The 26,966-nt window shown below is 50.9% G+C and carries 26 protein-coding genes and 1 pseudogene; 11 read left to right on the forward strand and 16 right to left on the reverse strand.

Annotated elements, in window-relative coordinates; all coding sequences use genetic code 11:
• Position 1: 1 nt before the first annotated feature.
• Positions 2-1,045 (reverse strand): selenide, water dikinase SelD, encoded by a 1,044-nt coding sequence (gene selD / locus AAZR23_RS06365; protein ID WP_410795828.1) that lies wholly within the window; start codon positions 1,043-1,045, stop codon positions 2-4.
• Between the two features lie 28 nt (positions 1,046-1,073).
• Positions 1,074-1,625 (reverse strand): NAD(P)H nitroreductase, encoded by a 552-nt coding sequence (locus AAZR23_RS06370; RefSeq protein WP_046893478.1) that lies wholly within the window; start codon positions 1,623-1,625, stop codon positions 1,074-1,076.
• Between the two features lie 162 nt (positions 1,626-1,787).
• On the opposite strand from AAZR23_RS06370, the gene sppA reads away from it, so the two are divergent.
• The 3 genes from sppA to pncA all read left to right on the forward strand — a co-directional run bounded on the left by sppA (position 1,788) and on the right by pncA (position 5,424).
• Positions 1,788-3,650: a signal peptide peptidase SppA gene (sppA, locus tag AAZR23_RS06375; RefSeq protein ID WP_434691357.1), complete on the forward strand. Its 1,863-nt coding sequence runs from the start codon at positions 1,788-1,790 to the stop codon at positions 3,648-3,650.
• A gap of 105 nt (positions 3,651-3,755) precedes the next feature.
• Complete coding sequence (gene ansA / locus AAZR23_RS06380; RefSeq protein ID WP_046893480.1) at positions 3,756-4,775, forward strand: asparaginase; 1,020 nt, start codon at positions 3,756-3,758, stop codon at positions 4,773-4,775.
• 10 nt (positions 4,776-4,785) lie between these two features.
• Positions 4,786-5,424 carry a bifunctional nicotinamidase/pyrazinamidase gene (gene pncA / locus AAZR23_RS06385; RefSeq protein WP_434691360.1) on the forward strand — a complete coding sequence of 213 codons (639 nt, stop codon included), beginning with the start codon at positions 4,786-4,788 and terminating at the stop codon, positions 5,422-5,424.
• 42 nt (positions 5,425-5,466) lie between these two features.
• On the opposite strand, the gene AAZR23_RS06390 is transcribed toward pncA, so the two are convergent.
• Together AAZR23_RS06390 and msrB are read right to left on the reverse strand one after the other, a co-directional pair.
• Complete coding sequence (locus tag AAZR23_RS06390) at positions 5,467-5,742, reverse strand: YeaC family protein (RefSeq protein WP_046893482.1); 276 nt, start codon at positions 5,740-5,742, stop codon at positions 5,467-5,469.
• A 104-nt stretch (positions 5,743-5,846) separates the two neighbouring features.
• Positions 5,847-6,260, reverse strand: a complete 414-nt coding sequence (gene msrB / locus AAZR23_RS06395; protein WP_004235540.1) for a peptide-methionine (R)-S-oxide reductase MsrB — start codon at positions 6,258-6,260, stop codon at positions 5,847-5,849.
• Between the two features lie 329 nt (positions 6,261-6,589).
• Between msrB and gapA the strand changes: the two genes are divergently transcribed.
• From gapA to AAZR23_RS06415, 4 genes and pseudogenes are all read left to right on the forward strand, one after another.
• Complete coding sequence (gene gapA / locus AAZR23_RS06400; protein ID WP_052927560.1) at positions 6,590-7,585, forward strand: glyceraldehyde-3-phosphate dehydrogenase; 996 nt, start codon at positions 6,590-6,592, stop codon at positions 7,583-7,585.
• Between the two features lie 160 nt (positions 7,586-7,745).
• Positions 7,746-8,564, forward strand: a complete 819-nt coding sequence (locus tag AAZR23_RS06405; RefSeq protein ID WP_434691365.1) for a hypothetical protein — start codon at positions 7,746-7,748, stop codon at positions 8,562-8,564.
• A gap of 202 nt (positions 8,565-8,766) precedes the next feature.
• Positions 8,767-9,648 (forward strand): D-hexose-6-phosphate mutarotase, encoded by an 882-nt coding sequence (locus AAZR23_RS06410; RefSeq protein WP_434691367.1) that lies wholly within the window; start codon positions 8,767-8,769, stop codon positions 9,646-9,648.
• A gap of 29 nt (positions 9,649-9,677) precedes the next feature.
• Positions 9,678-9,875, forward strand: a pseudogene (locus AAZR23_RS06415) (D-hexose-6-phosphate mutarotase); the annotation flags it as partial.
• 35 nt (positions 9,876-9,910) lie between these two features.
• Here the strand turns inward: AAZR23_RS06415 and AAZR23_RS06420 are convergent.
• The 5 genes from AAZR23_RS06420 to AAZR23_RS06440 form a co-directional block, all read right to left on the reverse strand.
• On the reverse strand, positions 9,911-10,540 hold the full coding sequence (locus AAZR23_RS06420; protein WP_434691370.1) for a YiiX family permuted papain-like enzyme: 630 nt from the start codon (positions 10,538-10,540) through the stop codon (positions 9,911-9,913).
• 54 nt (positions 10,541-10,594) lie between these two features.
• On the reverse strand, positions 10,595-11,353 hold the full coding sequence (locus AAZR23_RS06425) for a MipA/OmpV family protein (RefSeq protein ID WP_046893486.1): 759 nt from the start codon (positions 11,351-11,353) through the stop codon (positions 10,595-10,597).
• A 133-nt stretch (positions 11,354-11,486) separates the two neighbouring features.
• Complete coding sequence (gene hypF / locus AAZR23_RS06430; RefSeq protein ID WP_434692412.1) at positions 11,487-13,781, reverse strand: carbamoyltransferase HypF; 2,295 nt, start codon at positions 13,779-13,781, stop codon at positions 11,487-11,489.
• 96 nt (positions 13,782-13,877) lie between these two features.
• Positions 13,878-14,948 (reverse strand): alanine racemase, encoded by a 1,071-nt coding sequence (gene alr, locus AAZR23_RS06435; RefSeq protein WP_434691373.1) that lies wholly within the window; start codon positions 14,946-14,948, stop codon positions 13,878-13,880.
• Between the two features lie 26 nt (positions 14,949-14,974).
• Complete coding sequence (locus tag AAZR23_RS06440; RefSeq protein WP_166707961.1) at positions 14,975-16,273, reverse strand: D-amino acid dehydrogenase; 1,299 nt, start codon at positions 16,271-16,273, stop codon at positions 14,975-14,977.
• Positions 16,274-16,669: 396 nt separating this feature from the next.
• On the opposite strand from AAZR23_RS06440, the gene AAZR23_RS06445 reads away from it, so the two are divergent.
• Positions 16,670-17,527: an alpha/beta fold hydrolase gene (locus AAZR23_RS06445; RefSeq protein WP_434691376.1), complete on the forward strand. Its 858-nt coding sequence runs from the start codon at positions 16,670-16,672 to the stop codon at positions 17,525-17,527.
• Positions 17,528-17,586: 59 nt separating this feature from the next.
• On the opposite strand, the gene fadR is transcribed toward AAZR23_RS06445, so the two are convergent.
• A complete protein-coding gene (fadR, locus tag AAZR23_RS06450) occupies positions 17,587-18,300 on the reverse strand; it encodes a fatty acid metabolism transcriptional regulator FadR (protein ID WP_046893491.1) in 714 nt (237 codons plus the stop codon).
• A 241-nt stretch (positions 18,301-18,541) separates the two neighbouring features.
• Between fadR and nhaB the strand changes: the two genes are divergently transcribed.
• Both nhaB and dsbB read left to right on the forward strand, forming a co-directional pair.
• Positions 18,542-20,089 (forward strand): sodium/proton antiporter NhaB, encoded by a 1,548-nt coding sequence (gene nhaB, locus AAZR23_RS06455; protein ID WP_166707963.1) that lies wholly within the window; start codon positions 18,542-18,544, stop codon positions 20,087-20,089.
• A 158-nt stretch (positions 20,090-20,247) separates the two neighbouring features.
• Positions 20,248-20,778, forward strand: a complete 531-nt coding sequence (dsbB, locus tag AAZR23_RS06460) for a disulfide bond formation protein DsbB (RefSeq protein ID WP_107679704.1) — start codon at positions 20,248-20,250, stop codon at positions 20,776-20,778.
• A 55-nt stretch (positions 20,779-20,833) separates the two neighbouring features.
• Here dsbB and AAZR23_RS06465 read toward each other — a convergent pair whose 3' ends face one another.
• The 4 genes from AAZR23_RS06465 to AAZR23_RS06480 form a co-directional block, all read right to left on the reverse strand.
• The gene (locus AAZR23_RS06465) at positions 20,834-21,139 is read right to left on the reverse strand and encodes a putative hemolysin (RefSeq protein WP_434691380.1); all 306 of its coding nucleotides are present in this window, start codon (positions 21,137-21,139) and stop codon (positions 20,834-20,836) included.
• A 29-nt stretch (positions 21,140-21,168) separates the two neighbouring features.
• Positions 21,169-21,501: an SMR family transporter gene (locus AAZR23_RS06470; RefSeq protein ID WP_107679706.1), complete on the reverse strand. Its 333-nt coding sequence runs from the start codon at positions 21,499-21,501 to the stop codon at positions 21,169-21,171.
• A 95-nt stretch (positions 21,502-21,596) separates the two neighbouring features.
• Positions 21,597-22,817 carry a sugar transporter gene (locus AAZR23_RS06475; RefSeq protein ID WP_218426173.1) on the reverse strand — a complete coding sequence of 407 codons (1,221 nt, stop codon included), beginning with the start codon at positions 22,815-22,817 and terminating at the stop codon, positions 21,597-21,599.
• A 124-nt stretch (positions 22,818-22,941) separates the two neighbouring features.
• Positions 22,942-23,385, reverse strand: coding sequence for a hypothetical protein (locus tag AAZR23_RS06480; protein ID WP_247717232.1), 444 nt, complete (start codon positions 23,383-23,385; stop codon positions 22,942-22,944).
• A gap of 359 nt (positions 23,386-23,744) precedes the next feature.
• Here AAZR23_RS06480 and AAZR23_RS06485 point away from each other — a divergent pair, with 359 nt between their 5' ends.
• Positions 23,745-25,313: an ATP-binding cassette domain-containing protein gene (locus AAZR23_RS06485; protein ID WP_434691384.1), complete on the forward strand. Its 1,569-nt coding sequence runs from the start codon at positions 23,745-23,747 to the stop codon at positions 25,311-25,313.
• Positions 25,314-25,365: 52 nt separating this feature from the next.
• On the opposite strand, the gene AAZR23_RS06490 is transcribed toward AAZR23_RS06485, so the two are convergent.
• A complete protein-coding gene (locus tag AAZR23_RS06490; RefSeq protein ID WP_107679709.1) occupies positions 25,366-25,569 on the reverse strand; it encodes a hypothetical protein in 204 nt (67 codons plus the stop codon).
• A gap of 97 nt (positions 25,570-25,666) precedes the next feature.
• On the reverse strand, positions 25,667-26,959 hold the full coding sequence (locus tag AAZR23_RS06495; RefSeq protein ID WP_349416611.1) for a haloacid dehalogenase-like hydrolase: 1,293 nt from the start codon (positions 26,957-26,959) through the stop codon (positions 25,667-25,669).
• Between the last annotated feature and the right edge of the window lie 7 nt (positions 26,960-26,966).

Below are 26,966 nucleotides of genomic sequence, written 5' to 3' on the forward strand. Positions count from 1 at the left end.
TTTATGCGGTGACTTCAATCAGTGCACGGGACGGGTCCGGCTCAGTCAGTTCACCGACCGGGCTTAATGTCAGGCCGTATTTGCGGGCAACCGCCTCCACTTCCTCACGCGCCGCCGGATCGACCGCCAGCAGCAGGCCGCCGGATGTCTGCGGATCACACAGCAGTTTGCGTTGTACATCGGTCATTTCACCGATAAGGTGGCCGTAGCTGTCAAAGTTACGCTGTGTACCGCCCGGGCAACAGCCCTGTGCGATATAATCATAGACACCCGGCAGCACCGGAACAGAATCGGTGTGAATGATGGCCTGTAACCCGGAACCCTGACAAATTTCACTCAGGTGGCCGAGCAGACCGAATCCGGTCACGTCTGTCATTGCTTTTACACCGTCAATTTCAGAGAAATCCGCGCCGGGCTTGTTGAGCTGACACATAGTGTCACGCGCCAGATTTTTATGTTCCGGACGCAGTTTGCTCTGTTTTTCCGCCGTAGTCAGAATGCCGATACCCAGAGGTTTGGTCAGCAGCAGCTGACAACCGGCTTTCGCACGGTTATTTTGTTTGATTTTATCTGTCGGGACGATCCCCGTGACGGCCAGGCCGAAAATCGGCTCAGGCGCATCAATGGAGTGCCCGCCTGCCAGTGAAATACCTGCATCACGGCAGACCGCACGTCCGCCCTCAATCACCTGCTGTGCGATTTCGGGAGCCAGTTTGGCAATCGGCCAGCCCAGGATCGCAATTGCCATAATCGGCTTGCCGCCCATGGCATAAATATCACTGATGGCGTTGGTGGCGGCAATACGTCCGAAATCATACGGGTCATCCACAATCGGCATAAAGAAATCGGTGGTACTGATAATGCCGGTCCCGTTACCGATATCATACACCGCCGCATCATCACGGGACTCATTACCGACCAGCAGATTCGGATCGATAAATTTTGCCTGCTCACTGTGCAGGATAGTATCGAGCACTTTCGGGGAAATTTTACAGCCGCAACCCGCGCCGTGACTGTATTGCGTTAAACGCACCGCTTCTGACATGATAGTCTCCTTGTTAGCGTCAGTCCGCTCAGAAATACGTGACAAACGGTGTCAGATCCGGTGCTGCCACTTTGGCAGGCGCTTTCAGTGCCGGAGTACCGAGATACAGAAAGCCGACAATTTTATCGTGCTCCTCACATCCCAGGCCTTCCCGGACCACCGGATCTTTTGTCCACGCACCGGTACGCCAGATCCCGCCGAAGCCCTGAGCCACAGCAGCCATCTGCATCGCATGAACCGAACAGCCCGCCGCCACAACCTGCTCCCATCCGGGAACTTTATGTTCCGGCTTCACTTTCGCGATAACCGTGATAATCAGCGGCGCACGTAATGGCGCGTTGCGGGCTTTTTCTTCGACCTCCGGCCCGAGCCCGGCTGTTTTTGCCGCATTTTCGAGCAACTGACTGAATTTGGTGATGCCGTCACCCTGCATCACGATAAAATGCCAGGGCTGTAACGCGCCATGATCCGGCGCACGCATCCCGGCATTGAGAATATTTTTTAATGCTTCGCCTTCAGGTGCAGGTGTGGTCAGGCGGGAAGCAGAACGGCGGTTGAGTAATAATGTCAGTGCATCCATCGGTTTTCCCCTTTTTGAGTCGCTAATAAGCTACCACTTTTTTCACTATTTTTAAGGATAGATTGCTTAACTGCTTATATTTTCCGCAATGTGTCGTTTTCAGGCTGACAAATCCGCACATCCTCTTTACGATAGCAGGACATCTTTGTCTTTGGAGCCGTCATGCATACTTTATGGACTATCATTGCCGGAATATTTAAATGGAGCTGGCGAATACTGAATTTTGTGCGTCAGCTTGCCGCCAATGTCCTTTTTATCATTATACTGCTGCTTGCCGCCGGAACCTATGCACTGCTGACTGAGCAGGATGCTCAGGTCAGCCGTGAACCCGGTGCATTATATGTAAATCTCTCCGGCGTTGTCGTCGATCAGCTGACCCGTAACAGTCCGCTGGAAAGCCTTTCACTTCAGCTGCTCGGGGCGTCCTCCGGTCAGTTACAGGAAAACTCCCTGTTTGACGTGGTGGAAACTATCCGTACCGCCGCCACTGACCCGGACATCACCGGAATGATCCTGAAACTGGATGATTTCGTCGGTGCTGATCAGCCGTCACTTCAGTATATCGGCAAAGCCATTACTGAATTCCGCAAACAGGGTAAGCGGGTTTACGCCGTCAGCGGCAACTATAACCAATCTCAATATTATCTGGCCTCTTATGCAGACAAAATATACATGCCGCCGCAGGGCAGCGTCGGTATCTACGGCTTTGCCACCAATACGCTGTATTATAACGAATTGCTGGAAATGCTGAAGGTGAAAACACATATCTTCCGCGTCGGCACTTATAAATCAGCGGTTGAACCGATGATGCGTAACGATATGTCGCCGGAAGCCCGTGAATCCACACAGCGTTTTATCAGCGTGCTGTGGGATAATTATCTCACTACCCTTGCGGAAAACCGTAAAACCGCTAAAGATACGATTTTCCCGGGCGCACAGCAGATGCTGGCACTGATGAAAGCCGCGAAAGGCGATAATGCCGGTTATGCTGTCACACAAAAACTGGTCGATGAGATTATGCCGGCTAACGTGTTTGAGGCAGAAATGTCCAAAACATTCGGCTGGGATAAACAAAACAACACCATCAATGCCATTCCGTTTGCCGAGTATGCCAAAAACATGAATATCGGCATACCGCAGGGTAAAACCACCGGCAATATCGCCGTGATCGTAGTTCAGGGTGCCATCGTTGACGGCCCGGATGCACCGGGAATGGCCGGTGGTGATACCATCGCCGCACAAATCCGTGAAGCCCGTCTGGATCCGGAAATAAAAGCGCTGGTACTGCGGGTGAACAGCCCGGGCGGCAGTGTCACCGCATCCGATCAGATCCGTGCGGAAGTCGCGGCACTGAAACAAAGCGGTAAATCCGTGGTGGTTTCCATGGGCGGACTGGCCGCTTCCGGCGGCTACTGGATTTCAACCCCGGCGAACTACATCATTGCGTCCCCGAGTACGATTACCGGCTCCATCGGTATCTTCGGTGTGGTCACCACGTTTGAAAACACCCTGAGTGAAATCGGTGTACATACCGACGGTGTTTCCACTTCACCGCTGGCAGATACCAGTGTGACCAAAGCGCTGACACCGGAATTCTCAGAGCTGATGCAGCTTTATATCGAAAACGGGTACAGCAATTTTATTAACCTCGTTGCAAAATCACGCCACAAAACACCGGAAGAGGTGGATAAAATTGCCCAGGGTCGTGTCTGGGTCGGTACGGATGCCAAAGCTAACGGTCTGGTTGATAAACTCGGTGATTTTGATGACGCCGTCGCCAAAGCGGCAGAGCTGGCCTCTGTTGAGCAGCCGGTTCTCAACTGGATGCAGCCGGAAATGACCTTTATCGACAAACTGCTTGCGGAAACCGCCGGGAATGTGAAAGTCACCCTGCCGTCTTCCCTTCAGGGACTGATCCCGGCTCCGGTCGGTGCACAGCTGACACAGCAGGCATCCTTTATGAAAATGCTGACTGATCCGCAGTACCGTTATGCGTTCTGCTTAAATTGCACCAATATTCAATAAGTTTTATTCTTTACTCTCAGAAGCCTGTTCGTGACGAACAGGCTTTTTTTTATTTCTGAAGCCCCTATAATTTCCTTCCCTGTACTCATCGTTAAGAGCAGTAACATGCAAAAGAAATCCATTTATGTGGTCTATACCGGCGGGACTATCGGTATGCAGCACTCGGCGCAGGGCTATATCCCTGTATCCGGCCACCTTCAGCGCCAGGTAGCCAAAATGCCGGAATTTTTCCGTCCGGAGATGCCGGATTTTACCATTACCGAACACCAGCCGCTGATTGACTCGTCCGATATGACGCCGGATGACTGGCAGTGTATCGCGGATGATATAAAAGCCCAGTATGACCGTTATGATGGTTTCGTTATCCTGCATGGTACGGATACCATGGCGTTTACCGCCTCCGCACTCTCCTTTATGTTTGAGAATCTGACCAAGCCGGTTATTGTGACAGGGTCACAAATTCCGCTTGAAGCCCTGCGCTCTGACGGGCAGATCAACCTGCTGAATGCCCTTTACCTGGCAGCCAATTATCCGGTCAATGAAGTGGGATTATTCTTCAATAACCGCTTATACCGGGGTAACCGCACCGTCAAAGCACATGCTGACGGCTTTGCGGCCTTTACTTCCCCGAACTACCCGCCGCTGATGGAAGCCGGGATTAATATCCGGAATCTCAACACCCACCCGCTGCCGCAGAACACCGCACCGTTCACACTGCATAACATCACTCCGCAGCCTATCGGTGTGGTAACGGTGTATCCGGGTCTGTCAGTCGATGTGGTCAATAACATTCTGCAGCAGCCGGTAAAAGCACTGATTATCCGCTCTTACGGCGTCGGTAATGCCCCGCAGCACCCGAAACTGCTCACCGCCCTGCGGGAAGCCACTGAGCGCGGTATCATTGTCATCAATCTGACACAGTGTATTTCCGGCCGTGTCAATATGGGCGGTTATGCCACCGGTCATGCCCTGGCGGAAGCCGGTGTGATCAGCGGTTTTGATATGACGTTCGAAGCGGCACTGACCAAGCTGCATTATCTGCTCAGTCAGGATTACACCAGCGACGAAATCCGCATTCTGATGCAGCAGGATCTGCGCGGTGAGCTGAGCTATAACGATAACTGAGGAGTCTGCAATGAAACCGGCACTGCTTCTGGTGGATATCCAGAATGATTTTTGTCAGGGCGGCAGTCTGGCTGTCCGCGACAGTGATACCGTGATCCTCACAGCAAACCGGATGATAACCCGCTGTCAGCAGCAGGGTATCCCGGTGATCGCCAGCCAGGACTGGCATCCGGCAAACCACCTCAGCTTCGCGGTCAATTCCGGGACAGTAATTGGTGAATGCGGTGAACTGAACGGACTGCCTCAGGTCTGGTGGCCGGTACATTGTGTGCAGAACACGGCGGGAGCTGATTTTCATCCTGACCTGAATAAACACGGCATCACCCATATTATTTATAAAGGTGAAAACCCGGCGGTGGACAGCTACAGTGCGTTTTATGATAACGACCACCGGGAGCCGACCGCCCTGCTGCCGCTGCTGGCAGAACAGCACATCACGCATCTCGCGGTACTGGGGATCGCCACTGATTACTGTGTGAAATTTACGGTGCTGGATGCACTGGCGGAAGGATTTGCCGTCACCGTGATTACGGACGGCTGCCGGGGGGTTAATTTACAGGCAGAAGACAGTCTCAGGGCACTGACAGAGATGGAAAACGCCGGAGCGGTTTTGCAGACAGCAGCTCAGTTCTGCGGCGAAAAAGAATAGCGATCGTCATGACGGGACAGCAAGCACTGTCCCGTTTTATCTTCAGTCCTGCGGCTTCAGTGTGGCAAGGTGTGTGTCGGTAAACAGCGCTTTCAGTTCCTGTTTGCTTTTCAGGCTGATCTCCCCGTCAGTACCGACCGTCATATGTGCAGGGTCGGCATTATGCCGGGACTGCCATAACATCACCAGTTGCAGACTGCTGTTTTTCTGGGATTCCGTCAGTGGTACACCGTCCGCCCATTTACCCAGTTCAACCGCTGTCACCAGGCGGCCGTACACTTCCGGCGTCATGGCAGACAATAAATTATCAATTTCCATACTCTTCCTTCCCCGAAAAGCGTCTGATTTTACGTTTTTATCACATCAGAAGCTGAATCGTTTTTTCTGTCGTTATACAAATGTTAAATTTCAATATAACCAAACTAACCGTTTGTTATCGCTTTTGTTTTTTCATCTTCAAAACTCAGGGATGCTGAATTAATACAATAACGCTGCCCTGTCGGGGCCGGCCCGTCAGGAAAAACATGCCCCAGATGAGCATCACAATGACCGCAACGGGTCTCAATACGATGCATGCCATGTGAGGTATCGTCAATATACCGGACTGCACTTTTGCTGACCGGTTCATAAAAACTCGGCCAGCCGCAACCGGCATCAAATTTTGTATCCGAATAAAAAAGCGGAGAACCGCAACAAATACAACGATATACCCCCTGTTTCTCATTATAGAGCAGGCGGCCGGTAAACGGGTGCTCAGTTCCCGCTTCCTGTGTGACATAGCGCTGAATCTCTGTCAGCTCAGCGGGTGTATCCCGCTTTTTATCAGTCCCGGACATAGCTGAATCCTTATCATTATTGTGCAGGGTCAGTCAGAATACAGAATAACAAAAAATTAACATCAAATGACCGGATGTTATTCTAAACTTGTCATGTCAGCATTGACACCACTTATTTGTGACATTCTTCACATTTATGCCCCATACACGCTGTCTTTATTCCGGTAACTCCCGATAATAGCGGCGACAAATTTACTGAAAGTGGCGATTTGTTGAGCAGATCAAATGTTAAATGACATTAATTGACACGATTCCGCTTGACGGCTGGCAAGGTTTTGGTAACTTTAGTAGCAACTTTAATTCACTAACAAATAGCTGGTGGTAATACTATGACTATCAAAGTAGGTATTAATGGTTTTGGTCGTATCGGCCGTATCGTATTCCGTGCTGCACAAGAGCGTTCAGATATCGAAATCGTTGCAATCAACGACCTGCTCGATGCAGATTACATGGCATACATGCTGAAGTACGACTCAACTCACGGCCGTTTTAACGGAACCGTTGAAGTGAAAGATGGCCATCTGGTTGTTAATGGTAAAACTATCCGCGTTACCGCCGAGCGTGACCCTGCAAACCTGAAGTGGAACGAAGCCGGTGTTGATATTGTTGCTGAAGCAACCGGTCTGTTCCTGACTGACGAAACTGCACGTAAACACATCCAGGCAGGCGCGAAGAAAGTTGTTCTGACCGGTCCTTCCAAAGATGCAACCCCGATGTTTGTTATGGGTGTTAACCACAAAGATTACGCGGGCCAGGAAATCGTCTCTAACGCATCCTGTACCACTAACTGCCTGGCACCACTGGCAAAAGTCATCAACGACAAATTCGGTATCGTTGAAGGTCTGATGACCACTGTTCACGCCACCACAGCCACTCAGAAAACCGTTGACGGTCCTTCACACAAAGACTGGCGCGGCGGCCGCGGCGCATCCCAGAACATCATCCCGTCTTCTACCGGCGCAGCAAAAGCAGTGGGCAAAGTTATCCCTGCACTGAACGGTAAACTGACCGGTATGTCTTTCCGTGTTCCTACCCCTAACGTTTCTGTTGTTGACCTGACTGTCCGTCTGGAAAAATCAGCAACCTACGCTGAAATCTGCGAAGCAATCAAAGCGGCTGCAGCTGGCGAACTGAAAGGCGTGATGGGTTACACTGAAGATGACGTGGTTTCCACTGACTTCAACGGCGAAGTACTGACTTCTGTATTCGATGCCAAAGCCGGTATCGCACTGAACGACAACTTTGTGAAACTGGTTTCCTGGTATGACAACGAAACCGGTTATTCTCATAAAGTTCTGGATCTGATTGCACACATCTCCAAATAAGTCTGCACTCACGTTCTCTGAAATGGCCGCGATTGCGGCCATTTTTTATTTTGTACATCGTGACAGCATCATGCAGATTTAAATGGTGATATCTTTAAATACACTTCGTTACTTGTTTCATATTATTTTTCCGGTGACTACCATAAACAGGAAAGTAACCGTGATAAAAATATTCCATGCTCCGAAATATCAGCCATTACATGCAGAAAGCTGTACTGAAAATCACCCTGTTTTCAGCCATCTGAAAGACAACCTCGCTTCCGTTATTAATAGTGTCAAAACATTCTCAACCGGATGTCATACACAGAAAGACCATAATATCCGGAAAGTCTGTGAACAATTAATTGCACTGGCCTGCATTATGCCCGAATGTTATCTGACGTCTCAACTAGCAGCGTGCGCAAGAGAAATCAACTTCACATTGCCGGATAAAATTGAACCCGTTTCGTCAGAAAACTATCAGTCGACACCATCCATCGGTAAATTGTCCGTATTGAAGACCTCATCTTCCTCAGCACAAACAGCATATAATATGCTCAAAAAACAACAGGATAAATATCTGTCATCCGAAAGCGGGCTTTCACAAAAAAGTGCAGATACCATACAAATGGTGCTTGAGATGGCAGAACAGGGCTTTTGTCTGGCCAGAGATCATTCTTCCCGTTATGAGGACAAGTATATTGTTACCGTAAAACCGGCAGAAAATACTCAGAATAAAGAGATCTGCATTACACCGGAAAAACTTGAGATACTTCGTAGCGCAGCAAACCGGAGGCACCGTACACTGACCGCTCAAGTGATGGCCGCGCATTATAAAAATGAAAGTATCATGAGTAATACCGGCGGCACTTCACTGAGTGAACAGAGTTTTTCAGATCTTTCACATCATCTTTTCTATGCTTGCTTTGATAATATATCAATCCGGCATAACGTCCCCGGAGCCGCTTTTACGGCTGAGATTTCTGACAAAGCAGGATAAAACGTGGTTTTTACTGTTTTATGTCATCAGCCGAAAATCGATAAATTGATTTCTCTGGTTTATTTTTACAACCTCTGCCGGTCGTCACCAATCCCTCCGGGTTTGTCAACGGCCTGAGCCGCTTTTGCGGCTCTTTTTTTTTGTGGTAAACAGTCGTAAAGTACAGAGTAAATGTCCTGTTTTTATTACAAAAGGGTAAATTATGATTGAGCGCCTTCTTGCGTTACCGGTTACCAGTCCGATCACCCCTTCGCTGTCTCAGCGTCAGATCGGGGAACTGCCGGTTATTGTGATCGACCATCCGAAAGTCCGTGCGGCCGTCAGTTTTCAGGGAGCACAGGTACTGGCATGGCAACCGGCCGGTTCAGAACAGCCGGGGTTATGGCTCAGTGAGAACAGCGCATTTACCCCGGGCGTGGCTGTCCGCGGCGGGATACCGATCTGCTGGCCGTGGTTCGGCCCTGTGCAGGCACCCTCTCACGGTTTTGCCCGCATTATGCAGTGGGAGTTCACCGCCCATAATGAAAATGAAGAAGGTGTATTTCTGACCTTCACCCTGCGCGACAGTGCGGAAACCCGTAAATTATGGCCGCATGAATTCACGCTGATCGCCCGTATCCGTCTGGGAGAAACCTGTGAGGTTGAACTGGAAGCCTACGGTCAGTATCAGGCAACTGCTGCACTGCATACCTATTTTACTGTCGGGGATGTTGCGCAGGTCAGTGTCAGCGGGCTGGGTCAGCATCTGCTGGATAATCTGTCACAGCGCGAAGAGTATACGGAAGAGACAAAACTGGTGTTCAATGGCCGTACAGACCGTATCTATACCGAGCCGGAGCAATCCACGTATATTCATGATAAGAAATTAAAACGTCATATTGAAGTGGTGCATTTTCATCACAGTGATGTGGTCTGTTGGAACCCGGGCGCGGCATTATCCGCCTCAATGGCCGATATGCCCGATGACGGTTATAAAACCATGGTGTGTGTCGAAAGTGCGCGGATTAACCGCCCTATGGCACCGCAGGGCGATAAACCGTCTCATCTCTCTGTCCGTATCCGCCTGAACCCGAAAATCGGCTGACGGACTGTTCAGACATTATAAGGATAGTGCTGCATTTTCATCACAGTGATGTGGTATCCCGGAACCCGGGCGCGGCATTATCCGCCTCAATGGCCGATATGCCCGATGACGGTTACAAAACCATGGTGTGTGTCGAAAGTGCGCGGATTAACCGCCCTATGGCACCGCAGGGCGACAAACCGTCTCATCTCTCTGTCCGTATCCGCCTGAACCCGAAAATCGGCTGACGGGCTGTTAAGAGGCTAATAAAGCCGGTGAATGGTTACCGGCTTTCATATACCGTTGTCAGCAGCGGTGAATCAAACACCGCCACCGGTGAAATCACCGTTTCATTCAGCGGAATATGCTCTCCGTACCGTTCTTTCATCTTCGCCTGTACTTCCGGTGAGGATAAATCAAACTCCCGCAATTCCTGTAACTGACCGACTTCTGTATTCAGAGCATATTTATAGATTTTCCAGACCAGTTCAGAACAGTAAATCCGCTCATCATCCCATGAAAAGGTCAGATCATAAGGCCGTGACTGATAATGAAGTGCCTGCCGGTATAACTGCTGTTGCTGTGATGCACTCAGCGGCTTTTTCAGCCGTTTCACCACATAACGGCTGCCGGTGCCGCGTGCAATCCACTGTGCCAGCGGTGTAAAGCGGACAGTTTTTGCCGCCTCATACACATACGGTTTTCCGTTACGCAGCAGAATAATTCCCATATGGCTGTATACCGAACCGGTCGCTTTTTGTATAGCCAGGCTCTGGGAGGAGCGCGAGGTATGAAAAATAATATCGCCCTGCTGCGGCTGCCAGGCATATACCGCAGGCACCGCACAACAGAGCAATATCAGAAAATAACGCAATACTCTGACCACAAAAACCTCCGGCAGGGTTTCAGCCATAAAAAAACTGCACCGGACAACAGTCAGGTGCAGTTCTGTTATACCACTGAATTATCAGAAAGTATAAGTTACGCCCGTCCACAGGATAGAGGTGTATTTTTTATCCACCATCGGGCTGTCTTTGGCTTCGCTTGGTAACAGGTCGATACGGCCCATCGCGAAGGCAGACCAGTTTTCATCAAACTGATAATGACCGGTGACTTCAATATACGGTGTCCAGCTGCTGCCCGGACGGTATTCATCCAGACCGCTGCGGCGGGATTCTGAATCGGTGATCCCGTATTCATAACGGTTCTGTTTTTCACTTGACCAGATAACACCGACGCCCGGCTGAACAGACCATGAGTCACCTTCAAATCCGTAGAGATATGCGGCATCAAAACGCATACCATCACTTTTACCCAGGATATCCCCTGAGAAGTTGGTACGCAAAGTACCCCACTCTTCGTGATGGCGGTAGCTAAACCCGGCCATCGCCGTATCGCGGCGGTTATCCAGCTTGCGCATACGGGAATCTTTATTATCTTTGGCACGGTATGCCTGCGGATAGTAGAACAGGTCAACGGACAGCTGATCTTTTTTGTCGTTCCACAGATAATAACCGGTCGCTAATGTATGAAAATAAAAGTTCTTACCCTCATAGTTAACCATCGGAACCGGCATAAACTTGTCAGAGGATTTTGTACCGCGGTATGCCTGCTCCTGATACAGAACAGACGCACCGACAGACCATTTTCCGTCGTCTGCAAAGGCAGAGGCTGACATGATCGTTAACATTCCGAGGCTGACCAGGCCGGCTGATTTCTTATGCATTATCATTTCCTGAGTTAAATTCATGTGCAAATCACCGCAACAAATGTTCGCGGGGCGAATATATTACGGTGAATGATAATTCAGCGATGACAAAAATTACAAATATTTACTGTGCCAAATTGTGCCGCCGGTTTCAGTGACCTAATGCGATTGCCGCGATCAGCGCCTGTCCGGCCGCTATCCCGCCGTCCCCGCACGGCAGTTGCCGGGGTTCGAGTACCTGTCTGTGATTTAATCCGCTCTTAATGAAACGACGCAGCAGGCGGTTATTAAATACGCCACCGGAGAGTACAACCGTATTCGTCTTCCGCCGGGTTGCCGTATCATCGGCCAGTCCCGCCAATGTATTCGCCAGCAGCACATGAAAACGGAATGCTCTTTCCGGTACGGTCAGTGTCTCATCCGCCAGCATCTGCCAGAGCGGGCGTAACTCAATGATGTTATCCGCCGTCAGCGGTAATGTGTCGCCGGTAGTAAGTGCATCCTGATTGTGACACTGTAACGCGCACGCTTCCAGCGCACAGGCCGCTTCCCCTTCCCAGCTTATCTGATCAGCCGTCAGCCCGAGTGCACAGGCGGCGGCATCAAACAACCGCCCGCAGGAAGAGGCTTTCGGTGCGTTAAGATCCTGTTCAATCGCTTTGATCAGTAATGACGTATTTTTTCCGGCCAGCCGGGCGGCCAGTGGTGACGATGGCCACAGTCCGGCGTGATGCAGATGTGCCAGCAGATTACGCCAAGGCTGTACCGCGGCTTTATCACCGCCGGGTAAACTCACTGCGGGTAACCCGCCGGTGCGGATCATCTGCCGGTAATCACCCGCCAGAATTTCCCCGCCCCATAATGTATCATCCGCGCCGTATCCCAAACCATCCAGCGCGATCCCCGCCACTTCGCCATCTTGCGGACGCCAGCCGTGCTCTGCCAGACAAGCGGCAATATGGGCGTGATGATGGTAAACCGGAATAAACGGCACCCCGCGTGCCTGCGCCATGGCAATGCCCTTCTGATGGCTGATATAGCCCGGATGAGCATCCCCGGCAATCGCCTGCGGCCGGATCTGATAAATCTGTTCGAACAGTGTCAGAGACGCTTCAAGTTGCCCCTGTACGGAGAGATCGGACAAATCGCCCAAATGCGGTCCGGTAATTATCTGATGGTGATGCAGCAGACAGAAGGTATTTTTCAGATCACCGCCCAGCGCCACTACGGCAGGCGGATTTTGGCCTGTCACCGCACTGACGTCGATTGCATCAGGCACATAGCCGCGTGCGCGCCGTATCACCTGAATATCACCGGGCTGATAACGGACGATTGAATCATCCGCACGCTGAATAATCTCGCGGTTATGCAGGAGAAAAGCATCCGCAATGGTACTGAGTTGTTCAAATGCCGCCGCGTGACCCAGCGCCGGTGTATGGCCCGATGCGTTACCGGACGTCATAATCAGCGGGCGCTGAATATCATGCAATAACAGATGCTGTAACGGATTAGAGGGCAGCATAATGCCGGTTTCACACAATCCCGGCGCGACCAGCGGTGATAATGCAGCGGACAGGCCCGGTTCATCTGTCAGCACTATCGGTGCTGCCGGGCTTTTCAGTAAGGTTATCAGGCCGGCGTCCGGCTGGTGTTCTGCGCATTCCGCCAGCCAGTCAACAGACGGGAGCATCACCGCAAACGGCTTGGCAGGCCGGTGTTTGCGGGCTCTCAATGCAGACACCGCATCACTGTTTTGAGCATCCGCCACCAGATGAAAACCACCCAGTCCCTGCATCGCCAGAATTTTTCCGTCTTTCAGTAAGCGGACAGCGGCTGATAATGCATCATCAAAACGGGCAGTAATCTGCTGCTGCGGGTCAGCCAGCCAGATATGCGGACCGCAATCCGGACAGGCGTTGGGTTGGGCATGAAAGCGGCGGTCAGCCGGGTCACCATATTCATGCTGACACACCGGACAAAACGGAAAAACTGACATGGCCGTGTTCGGACGGTCATACGGCATTCCGCGGATAATCGTAAAACGAGGCCCGCAATGCGTGCAGTTAATAAAGGGATAGCGGTAACGGCGGTTTTCCGGATCAAACAATTCACAGAGGCAGGCATCACAGGTGGCCGCATCCGGTATAATCTCCGTATCCATTTCACCCTGCCCGCTGGCCGTAATGGTGAATGCCGCCGGACACTGTTCAAAAGTATAATCCTGCTGCCCGATATGGTCGATTCTTGCCAGCGGCGGACACTGAGCCTGTAACCGGCGGATAAAACCGGCGATATCCGCATCTGCGGGCAGGTGAATAAGCACCCCTTCACTGTCATTGCTGACATCGCCGCACAATCCCATCTGATGAGCTATCTGCCAGACCGCCGGACGAAACCCGACCCCCTGGACTTTTCCCTTCACCCGGATTTCCACACCCGCCTGCATAACGCGCTCCTGACTGATTTCAACCGCCACAGTTTACTGCGCTCCGCGTGGCCGGGTATTTATCAGGATCATAAAAACAGCCGGAAAGACGTATAATTACCCGGCGGTGACCACTGGTACCCGCCGTGCCAGTGCCGTCAGCAATTCGTAGCCGATAGTCCCGGCATATTGCGCGACATCATCCACCGGAAGATTCGCTCCCCACAATTCAACCAGTGTACCGATATCCGCTTCCGGACAATGGGTGATATCCGCCGTCAGCATATCCATAGATATGCGTCCGGCCAGCGGGCAGCGCTGACCGGCAATCCATACCGGGGTGCCATCCGGCGCATGACGGGGATAACCATCGGCATAACCGCAGGCGATAGTGGCAATCCGCATGGGTTTCTGTGCGGTAAAACGGCTTCCGTAACCGACGGTTTCACCAGCCTCAATATCATGAACAGCAATAATTTCACTGCGCAGTGTCATCGCCGGTTTCAGGCCGAACTCTGCAATATCCGCACTGTTACCGCCTGGTGATACACCATAAAGAATAATACCGCAGCGTACTTCATCTGCACGGACTTCCGGCTCCCATATGGCAGCCGCAGAGTTTGCCAGACATTGCGGTAAGTTCAGCGAACTGAACAGCGCAATTCGCGACATCTGCTTACGGATCCCGGCGGTTAAATCGGCGTCCGCAAAATGACTCATCAGTGTGATACTGCCGACCTGCGGCAAGGCTTTCAGGCGCTGGAGTGCATTCAGATACGCCGCCGGTGAAAAGCCCAGCCGGTTCATCCCGCTGTTCAGTTTCAGATACACATTCAGAGGATGAATAAACGTTGCTTCCTCAATGGCATTTATCTGCCATTCGCTGTGTACCGATGTTGATAACTGCAAATGGTCAATCAGAGACAGATCCTGCGGCTGAAAAAATCCCTCCAGCAGCAGAACCGGTTTTTGCCAGCCCAGTTCCCGGACTTTCGCCGCCTCACTGAAATCCAGCAGCGCAATGCCCTCCGCCTGTGCCAGAGCAGGAAAAATCCGCTCAATGCCGTGCCCGTATGCGTCTGCTTTCACCACCGCCCACATCCGGGACGGACTGACCCGTTCTTTTACCTGAGCCAGATTATAGCGGACCGCTTCACTGTCAATCACTGCCTGTATCGGACGAGGCATACCATCACCATTCCTTATTGTTTTATTCAGGCCGTATGCAACTGCTGCGGGATCACCAGCCGGGTTTTAAACCCGTTCAGGTAACGGGAAACCGCGAGATCATCCGCACGGATAGCCGGTTTGTCACCGGACATAATATCGGCAAGCAACTGCCCGCTGCCGCAGGCCATTGTCCAGCCAAGCGTACCGTGTCCTGTGTTGAGGAACAGATTGCTGTACGCGGTCGGGCCGACAATCGGTGTACCGTCCGGTGTCATCGGGCGCAGACCTGTCCAGAACGTTGCTTTACTGATATCCCCGCCGCCGCCGTAAAGATCCTGAACCACCATTTTCAGTGTTTCACAGCGCCGTTTGACAATATCCAGATTAAAACCGACCACTTCCGCCATGCCCCCGACACGAATGCGCTGATCAAAACGGGTTACGGCGATTTTGTAGGTTTCATCCAGCACAGTCGATGCCGGAGCGCGGCTTTCATCAATGATCGGCATAGTCAGCGAATAGCCTTTCAGCGGATACACCGGAATGGCGATATGTCCGTGCAGTAATTTAGTTGAGTATGATCCCAGCGCCACCACATACTGATCGCCGGTGATCACTTCCTCATCACAAATCACCCCGCTGACGCGGTCACCGCTGAATTGCAGACGGTGGATATTCACACCGAAACGGAATTTCACCCCGGCCTGCCGCGCCATCTCCGCCAGACGTTTGGTAAAGAGATTACAATCCCCGGTTTCGTCATTCGGCAGTTGCAGTCCACCCGCCAGTTTATGTTCCGCATGGGCCAGAGCCGGTTCCGCTTCATGCAGTTCGCGGGCACTCAGCAGGCGGTACGGCACCCCCTCCTGTTTCAGGACAGCAATATCATTGGCGGCGTTATCCAGTTGTTTCTGCGTACGGAACAGTTGTAATGTGCCGCCCTGACGCCCCTCATACTGCAATCCGGTTTCCGCGCGCAGCGTTTTCAGGCAGTCACGACTGTATTCCGCAATTCGCACCATACGGCTTTTATTCATTACATAATAATCAGCACCGCAATTACGCAGCATCTGCCACATCCAGCGCAACTGGAACAGCGAACCGTCCGGTCTGATGGCCAGCGGCGCATGCTTTTCAAACATCCATTTCACGGCTTTCAGCGGTATACCCGGTGCGCCCCACGGAGTGGCATAGCCGGGGGATATCTGACCGGCATTACCGAAACTGGTCTCCTCCGCCGCGGCCGGTTGCCTGTCGATGACAGTCACATTGTGCCCTTTCTGCGCGAGATACCAGGCGGTTGTGACACCGATAACACCACTTCCCAGGATGACAATGTTCATATTGCTGCCTTTTATTTAATTTGACATTATCATCAGCATAATATTTCAGAAACATTTTGCCAACATAGCGGAATCCCCTCATATCATATTAAGTCTGTTTCTTTGCAGCCGGTCACAAAACAGTGTTTTTTTTAATCACTTAACTCATTAATTAAATGATTCTTTTATCTGAAAATTGTTTTATTATCTTGTAATACAAGCATTTGTTAAATAGTATGCCCACTATCTGTCACAGGCACCGCTGTGAACTCATCGCGAAACGCAACCGGACTCCCGTCCTTGTTGCCGATGACACCAGACTGAATAAATAACCTGTGTATTTTCGTTATGACAGTTATTTATCAGAATCACTTCCTTATTTTTTATGCCTTCCGGCATATTTTCCGGTTAATGACAATGAATATTAAAAACCAACGCAAAAACATCACCACCTTACCCGGCGGCCGCCGCTTCAGCTGGTATGATTCCGGTCCGGAAACCGGTATTCCGGTTGTATTCTGTACCGGCGCAGGCATGAGCGGCTCACTCGGCTTTGGTCTTTCGTACCTTGAACATGAAAATATCCGGCTAATCACCCCGGATCGCCCCGGACTGGGTGATTCCTCTCCTGATGCCGGAAAATCCCTGAAGTCCTTTGCCGCGGATGTCACGTTTCTGATGCAGTCACTGGGGTATCCGCGATTCCGTGCAGCCGGATTCTCTCAGGGCGCGGTTTATGCCATGGCGCTGGCCTGTTATGCGGACGTTTCCGCGCTGGCGCTGATCTCAGGACAGGATCAGCTCGGTTACCCGGCAACACGGGCCCTGTTATCTGCGGATGTGATTGATATGCAGACTCGCGCAAGAACGCAGCCTGACGGTTTCGCGGCATGGGTGCGGGACAATATCACCGCAGACTGGCTGATGAATTTCATTCTGAATTACAGCGGAAAAACGGATCTGGCCGTTTATCAGGCAGCGGATTTTTTACCGGCTTACCGGCAATGTATGGCGGAAGCATTTTCTCAGGGTAATGAAGGCTATACACAGGATCTGCTGCTCGCAATGCAGGAGTGGGGATTTACACCGGAACACATTACCTGTCCGGTTTCCCTGTGGTACGGCGAAAAAGACACCAGCACCGTACACTCCCCGGATGGCGGTAGAATCCTGGCCGGGCGTTTCCCCCGGGCGGAACATCATCTGTTTGCGGAAGAAGGCGGCTCCCTGCTCTGGACACAATCACAGGCGATATTGCAGGCACTGGCCCGCTGACAATAAAAAACCGGCGCAGTTTTGTTCACTGCGCCGGTTTTTATTATGTTCATCCTGCGTTACTGCGGATTCAGATCCTGCACGATGCCGCTCTGCATCGTCTGCCAGATAGTGCCGCTCTCTTTACCGTAGCTGCGGACACAATCCAGTACCTTATCATAAGCCTTTTCACGGCACAGACCGGTCAGCTGCCGGTAAAAATTACGTGCCAGTTTGCGGGCTTCCGGGCTCGCAAAATAGAAACGGCCGACACGGGTATATAACCCTTTCAGTCCGTTAAGGATCAGACCGTAAATCGGGTTACCGGAAGCAAAAGCCAGACCGCGGAATACATCATAATCATACTGGCTGAAGGCATCAGAGTTATCATCCGGCTCATTTTCGGCACTGAGGATTTCCAGTGATTGCTCAGGGTTATTGCGAAACGCGGTACGGATAAAAATAGACGCAATGTTTGTCCGGGCGGCCAGCAGATTCTCAATCAGTTTCGGCGCACTTTCGTGATCGAGACGGGCGATCGTTTCCAGGATATTCAGTCCGGAGGTTTCCCAGAAATTATTAATTTTTGTCGGCTTACCGTGCTGAATGGTCAGCCAGCCATCTCTGGCAAGGCGCTGTAACACTTCACGCAGTGTCGTACGGGTCACACCAATCAGTTCGGATAATTCACGCTCTGCGGGTAAAATAGAGCCCGGCGGGAAACGATTATTCCAGATACTTTCAATAATATACTCTTCTGCAAACCCCGCAGGGCTCTGCGCCTTGATTACCATAGGTGACTTCGTCCAAAGCAATTAATTAACCTTTCAATTATCCGGATGATAACAGAATGCGGCGCCACGATATAGCAATCAGCTTGCGAAAGAGTGAATCCGGTCATAAATCATAATGGTGCAACCGGTAACCATCAGTTGATTTAAATTCTTAATAAATTCAGAATACCGGCGTAGTATAAAGCACTGTAGTTATACGCGGATCGTTTTTTCACCCCCCTGCGGAGGACACACAGCAATAATGGAAATATCAATGCGGCAGGCCTTCCTGAAGAACTTCATGGGTCACTCCCCTGACTGGTATAAGCTTGCTATTATTCTTTTTTTAATTATAAATCCGGTTGTTTACTTCTTTATTGACCCTTTTACCGCCGGCTGGCTGCTGGTTATTGAATTTATTTTTACCCTTGCGATGGCGCTGAAATGCTATCCGCTGCAACCCGGCGGTCTGCTGGCGATTGAGGCGGTACTGATCGGGATGACATCACCGGCGCAAATCAGCCATGAGATAATGAATAACCTTGAGGTTATCCTGCTGCTGATCTTTATGGTTGCCGGGATTTACTTTATGAAGCAGCTCCTGCTGTTTCTGTTTACCAAACTGCTCCTTTCTATCCGGTCCAAACGCGCGCTTTCACTTGCGTTCTGCCTGGCCAGCGCATTTTTATCCGCGTTTCTGGATGCACTGACGGTCATTGCCGTCGTGATCAGTGTGTCCGTCGGGTTTTACGCGATTTATCATCAGTATGCCTCTTCGGGAAAAGAAACAGTCACTCTCAGTGATGACGGATTTATCGACAGCACCGAAAAACGCCAGACGCTGGATCAGTTCCGCGCTTTCCTGCGCAGCCTGATGATGCATGCCGGTATCGGTACTGCACTGGGCGGCGTGATGACCATGGTGGGTGAACCGCAAAACCTGATCATTGCCAAACATGCCGGATGGGATTTCGTGAATTTCTTCCTGCGCATGGCGCCGGTGACTATTCCGGTATTTGTCTGTGGTCTGCTGGTCTGTTATCTGGTGGAACGCTTTAAACTGTTCGGTTACGGTGCGGAACTGCCGGAACGGGTCAGAGCAGTACTTGAGGATAATGCACAAAAATCCGCGGCACGCCGGACCAAACAGGAAAAAATGCAGCTGATCGTTCAGGGCCTTATCGGTATCTGGCTGATCGCCGCACTGGCCTTTCATCTGGCCGAAGTCGGGCTGATTGGTTTGTCTGTCATCATTCTCGCGACCGCATTTTGCGGGATCACCGAAGAGCATGCTCTGGGTGAAGCCTTTGAGGAAGCACTGCCGTTTACCGCCCTGCTGACCGTATTCTTCTCTGTTGTCGCGGTGATTGTTGATCAGAAATTATTCACACCGTTTATCCAGTTCGTTCTCAGTTCAGATCCGTCCTCGCAGCTGTCGCTGTTCTATCTGTTCAACGGCCTGCTCTCGGCGGTATCAGATAACGTCTTTGTCGGCACGGTGTATATCAATGAGGCGATGACGGCAATGAAAGCCGGACTGGTATCCTATACACAGTATGAATATCTGGCGGTCGCTATCAATACCGGGACAAACCTGCCGTCAGTGGCAACACCAAATGGCCAGGCCGCATTCCTGTTCCTGCTGACTTCGGCGCTGGCTCCGCTGATCCGCCTTTCCTACGGGAAAATGGTGATCATGGCCCTGCCTTACACCATTGTGATGACGCTGGTCGGTTTCTTCGGCGTTGAATTATGGCTGGTGCCTGTTTCAGAATGGATGGCTGCGAATGGTGTGATCACACTGCCGTAACCACGTTTTTACATTGCACTAACCGGAATAACCGTGTTATTCCGGTTTTTTTATTTCTGTCAGTGACAAAAGCGGAAAAGGGATGCGTCGCTGTAATTTTTATCGTACAGTCGCTGCGTTAGTCTGTTTCTTCTTAATCGGATAAACCGGATACAATTATGCTGACTTACCTTTATGAGTGTTCGCGGGGCCGCAGTGCATGGTTTTTACTGATGATTTCCGCACTGGCGCTCGACGGTATCGCCCTGTTCTTTCAGCACGGAATGGGATTACAGCCGTGTGTGATGTGTATTTATGAACGTATCGCCGTTCTGGGTATCGCGTTTGCCGGTTTTATCGGCTGGATAGCGCCGCGCAGCGTCATTATCCGCTGGCTGGCCATTGCTCTGTGGATTTACAGCGGTATTGCCGGATTACAGCTGTCATGGGAACACACCATGATCCAGCTCTACCCGTCCCCGTTCAATACCTGTGATTTCTTTGTGAATTTCCCGGAATGGCTGCCGCTCAATACCTGGCTGCCGTCGGTGTTTGAAGCATCCGGTGACTGCTCTGTTCAGCAGTGGGTGTTCCTGAAACTGGATATGCCGCAATGGCTTATCGGTATTTTTGTTGTGTATCTGCTTATCAGTGCTCTGGTACTGTTATCCCAGTTTATTCACCGCAAACAGCCGCGCCGTCTGTTCTGATCCTGACGCCGTCAATAACAGCCGCATCCGTATGATGCGGCTGTTCTGTATTAATCTACAATACCGCTCCGCAACTGCCGGAAAGCAGCGATTCCTGGCTGCAGCGCTTACCGTTGGCAAACTGGCAGCCCGGTGTCTGTGCGCCGTTCAGCTCGCGGATAAGTGACGGTGTTCCGCCCGCATAGCTGCAACTGGCCCGGGCATCCTCGGTTAAATCAATTAACGGCTGCTGATAACGCGGGATCTGTTTTTGCTGCACCGTATCCGGTGAACTGCTGCAACCGGCGGCAAACGCCGCTGCCGTAACAATAACACTGCACAATACCCGCCCCGGCCGGCGGAAAAATGGAACTGATATCATGATAATGGCCTCATAGCTGCCGATGCAGCTCAGTGAACACTGCTTTTCGAGAATAAATTTATCACTAACACACCCGCGATAATGAGAGCCATCCCGATAACTGCGGGTAAATCCAGTTTCTGGTGATAAATAAAATAGGCGGCCGCAGAGACTATCACAATCCCCATGCCGGACCAGATAGCATAGGCAATTCCCAGCGGCATCATCCGCACCACCTGTGATAACGCCCAGAACGACACACAATAGCCGATCACCACCACGACCGACGGAATCAGCCGGGTAAAACCGTCTGCTGCCCGTAACATGGAGGTGGCAATGACTTCTGCCCCCACGGCCAGTGTCAGCCATAATAACCCATTCATAAATCACCCGTTAATGCCTTTGTCATTCAGTATGGCGGACAGTATAAAGAAATCAGAAAAAATCCCGCAATAAAAAGGTGCGGGATTATATTTATTTATGACGGATTGTGAGAGGTAATGCGGCTCTCCGCCTTCGGCCTCTGAATAAACAGTGCCCGGTAACGGCTGAATACAAAGAACGAGATAAGCACACCCGCCACAGCAAATACGGCACCCGCATACCCTATCTGTTCCATACCCATATGCATAATGACCTGATTACCCAGCAGCGCCCCGCCGCCGATACCGATATTAAAAATGCCCGAATAAACAGACATCGCCAGATCGGTTGCATCAGGTGACAAATCAATCACTTTGACCTGTAACCCCAGCCCGGTACACATCATGCCGATCCCCCAGACAATCCCGAGGACAATCAGCCAGGTGTCATTCATACGGCTGGTCATCAGCAGCATCAGACACACGGTTAATAATGTGATCGCCGCAGGCAGAAACACCAGCGGCAGCCGGGTATTATAGCGGCTGAAAATAACACTGCCGATAATCCCCGCCGCACCGAAAATCAGCAGAAACAGCGTGGCGAAATCCTGTGATTTCCCGGCCACAGTCTGCACAAACGGCTCAATATAGTTATATGCCGTGAAATGCCCCGTCACCACAATCGCTGTCAGGACAAAAATCCCCACTAAAGCAGGCCGTCTGAACAGAACCGGTATACTTTTCAGTGAACCGGAATGCTCACTCGGTAACAGCGGAAGAAAACGCGCCATCGCCGCCATCGTAATCAGCGCCAGACCCCCGATACAAAAGAACGTCATCCGCCAGCCGACCCACTGCCCGATAACACGGCCGATTGGCAGCCCCAGAACCGTTGCCAGTGCCGTACCGGTTGCCAGCAGTCCCAGCGCCTGGGATTTTTTACCGGGCGGTGCTACCCTGACCGCCAGAGAGGCTGTGATCGACCAGAACACCGCGTGTGCCAGCGCCACACCTATCCGGCTGACCACCAGCACATCAAAACGCTGCGCCAGTCCCGACACAATGTGACTTATCACAAACACCGTAAACAGCCAAAGCAGTAATTTCCGCCGTTCAATACGTGCCGTCAGCAGCATCAGCGGTAACGACGCCAGCGCCACCACCCAGGCATAAATAGTGATCATCAGTCCGGTCTGTGCGGGTTGCATCGCAAAGCCCGCCGAGATATCACTCAGCAGTGCAACCGGAATAAATTCAGTGGTATTAAACACAAATGCCGCCACGGCAAGCACAATAACCCGCAGCCAGGCCTGATTTCTTGACAGGGTTTCAGTCATGATGATCCTCCGTACGAGGCAGCTGTATCGATACAGCTTTTAGCGGAAAAGTGTGACCATGTTAACACATATGATTTTTACGGGAAATGCGGGGAGTGCCCGGGATCATAACCGGGCAACCGTATTATAACGCGCGTTTTGACGCCGCCGGAATAGCATCAAAAATAGCTTTTAACTGTTCTTTTTTCAGTGTCGGCCCGACAATCCGGACACGGCGGCTGTTTGCCGGATGGTAGCTCAGAATACAGGAATCCGTGGAAAAAGAGACCATTAACGCTTTCAGCCCTTTCACTTCCTGTAAGGAGAAATGCCCGCCGTCAAACGGCATAGACACCACTTTACCGACAGCAATTTTGGAGGTCAGCTTATCGCCGTACACTTTAATCACCGGAAATTGTGCAATATAAACATATACAGTCAGACCCAGCGCAGCTGCCACACCCGGCATCCGGGTCTGAAATAAATACGCCAGTGCAATATAAAGAACAATGACTACAAAGAATGTAATAACACAGGTGATAATCCTGCGTTTCTGATCAACCTGATAGACTGTTTCTGCTGAATTCATAACCCATCCTGTTACTGAATATCCGCTGCCGGAAAAATAAAAAATGATTAAGGCCGGACAGGATAACGAAAATATCGCCGGTTGACAGTAAGATTCCGGGAAAAATACTGTCTGAATGCTTTACGGTATCCGGAAATATAAGAGGGGGTTTACAATCCGGTATTTATTTGACACCATTGTCGCAGTTCATTTCCCCTGAGGATGTCTGCCGACATGATTTAATTGCCTGAATCCTATTGCTGTATCATCCGCATTTCTGTTAATGCGCTGTTTTGATATCGGGCAGGCAGCTATCCTCGTCACTGTTTTCTTTTTTATCCGGCATATCGGCCTGTCCCTGATTATTCAGGAGCTTTTTTATGCCCGTACAATGCTGTTTTTCTCATTTATCAGTCACTTTTAATGACATTCCGCTGTTTAACAATATCAGCGGCACATTAACCCGTCAGGTTCAGGGGCTGACCGGCCATAACGGACGCGGTAAATCCGTGCTGATGTCACTGCTTGCGCAGCAGCGGCAACCGGCTTCCGGCACTGTCCGCTGGCAGGTACCGTTTTATTATGTGCCGCAGCTGACCCGCCTTTCCGGTATCACTCTGTCGGACGCACTCGGGATCACCGGCATTCAGGCGGCCATCCGCCGTACTGAGGACGGCACAGCCACACCGGACGATTACGATTTTCTGGCTGATAAATGGGACATGCCGCGACAGCAGCAATCGTTGCTGGAAAGCGCACAGCTCGCACATCTCCCGCCGGAGACACACTGTACAAGCCTGAGCGGCGGTGAACAGACCCGGCTGGCGCTCTGCCGTGCCTTTTTGCAACCCGGCGCGTTCCTCTTACTTGATGAACCCGGAAACCACCTGGATGCAGCCGGACGCCGCTGGCTGAGTGAACAACTGCTGAATCATCCTGCCGGGGCACTGGTTATCAGCCACGAGCGGCGTTTACTGGATACCATGCAGCGGATCTTTGAACTCACGCCCTCCGCACTCGACGAATACGGCGGCAATTACACTCATTATGCAGAGCAGAAAGCCTTTCAGCTCAGTGCGCTGCAAAATGAGGAAAAGCAGCTTCAGTCACAACTGAACAGGGAAAAAACAGCGTTACAGTGCGCGCTGGAAAAGAAAGCACAGCGCCGCCGCCAGGGTGAAAAGGTACGCTCATCCGGCTCTTCCTCAGCCCTGCTGCTGGATATGAAAAAGAATAAAGCGGAGAAACAACAATCAAAAATCACCGGCCGTCATGATCGGGTTATGACTCAGCTGGACACTCAGCGCCGGGAAGTGAATGAGAAAATAGAACATATCACCCCGCAGATGCTGGCGTTTAATTACACCGGGGAGCAAAAGCGGGTGCGGATAAATGCCGCGGATCTGATTTTGCCGTTCGGGACACAAGAGCCGCTGTCACTGACTATTTCCGGTGGTGAACACTGGCATATTGCCGGACGTAACGGCTGCGGGAAATCCACCTTACTGAAAGTGCTGGCCGGACTGCTGACCGCAAAATCCGGGCAGTATTCCCTGCACGGCCGTCTGCGTTATCTGGATCAGCACCTGGCGTTGCTGAATAAGTCACTGCCGGTCACAGAAGCACTGTGTGAATTTGATCCGGCCATTCCGGCGCAAACCTGGCGGACACACCTTGGTGCATTGCGGATCAGGGGGGATAAGGGATTAATTCCGCTGTCACAATTAAGCGGCGGCGAACAACTGAAAGTGACCCTGCTGGCATTGACGTTATCCGAACCTCTGCCGGATATTTTGCTGCTGGATGAACCGGATAATCATCTGGATCTCGATTCCCGGCTATTACTGGAAAGTGTACTGCGCAGTTATAAGGGCGCATTATTGCTGGTCAGTCATGATGAGGCGTTTACTGAGAATTGTGCCATTACCCATACACTGACATTATCCTGAGAAAAGATATCCTGAGAAAAGAATACGGCGGCAGCCCCGCCGTATTTCGTTTTTACAGTTTGCAGATATTCACAATGACATAACGTGCTGCGTTAATATTATGCTTTACCGCATCTGCGGCAGCGGCATTATGAAACAGCGCAATAAAGCGTTCTGCTTCTGTTCTGCTGATATCGGTATTAATTGCCACCTGGCTGCGGAACAATACCGAGCCGGTTAACCCCAGACCTTCATAACACACAATATATTTATCCATACCTTTCTGATATCCCTGAAATAGTTACTTTTTACTATCATAATGTGTATTACCGGCCAGGGTTATCAGTATTTCCTTAAACTGACCAAACCGGCTGTTATTTTAACGCCCGCCCTTCTTTCGCACCCAATGGTGTATGAAGTTGTGACGGTACAAATACGCCGGTGCTGTCATTACGTCCCTGCAATAATACTTTGGCGTCTTTCTGACCATGTTCTTTAACGGCCTGTTTTGATAACTGACCGATGATGGTATCCGGTGAGCGCAGGCGGTTAATAATCAGTACGACCTCCGTATCCGGGAAATCGGACATCATATTCTGGTCGCCCTCACTGTCACCGGCGACTAATAACGGCCCTTTACCGGCATATTTATCCTGAATAAATTTACGGATAGTCTCTGTTTTTCCTTTACCCTGAGTCTGCGGATACGCCGGGTCCAGGTCGGATGTCAGTTTATTATCGCCGGTGCGCAGCAAATGCATGGCAAATACCTGAGATTCCGGCACGGAATACGGCGGTTGTGTGACAATCGATTTAATGACTTCAAGGTTTGACGCAGAAATCACATACACATCAATACCGGATTTTTGCAGCTGCTGATACAGATCCTGCATTTCCGGCACCAGGCGGAAGCCATTATGCCAGTCAATCTCAACAACCCCGGCCTGTCCCGGCAATGATGCCGGACTTTCCCATACCACACCTTCAACCGGCTCTGATTTCTGCCATTCGATAGTTTTAGCGGTAATATCCGCAACCTGCTCCGGTGTCATATTCATAAATAAATAGGTAACCCACGGATAGGAAACAGCATGATCAAATGTTCCGCCGATAGCCGCATATAAATAGCGCATCTTGGTGATGAAGTTCTGATAATGCGGTGATTTTTTGATTTCGGACAGCGGCTTATCACCTTTCAGTCCGTCATAATTATCATACAGCCACTGGTAGCTTTCCAGAATATCAGCACCCACCTTGTCAATATTGACCGGTTTACCGTCTTTATTATTAAAATCAGCAGAGAAATCCGACGCCGGAATATCTTTGAAAATAACGGATTTCAGTTCCTGCGGCGTCATGGCAAATAACAGGTGTTCAAGCTGATAAATCATCACCGCTTCTTCAATGTCCAGAAATGCCGTAGTGTTATCAAAATCAAAGACTGAATAATAGGTATGTGCCGGTGATTGTTTTGCTTTTGCAATCATGGCGTCCAGACGCTGCTTATTAAAATTGTCCCATTGTCCCTGCTGTAAAACCTGTGTTTCTGCTGCCGTCTGCGATGCAACGGTTGCATTCAGCGACACGGTTTCAGCCTGTGCAGTCATATTCAGCGTCAGCAGACCAACAGCCAGTGCAATGGCACTGTAACGATTAGTAAATTTCATTGATAAT

The sequence above is a fragment of the Morganella sp. Je.2.23 genome (genome assembly GCF_051129855.1).
GTDB lineage: Bacteria > Pseudomonadota > Gammaproteobacteria > Enterobacterales > Enterobacteriaceae > Morganella > Morganella sibonii.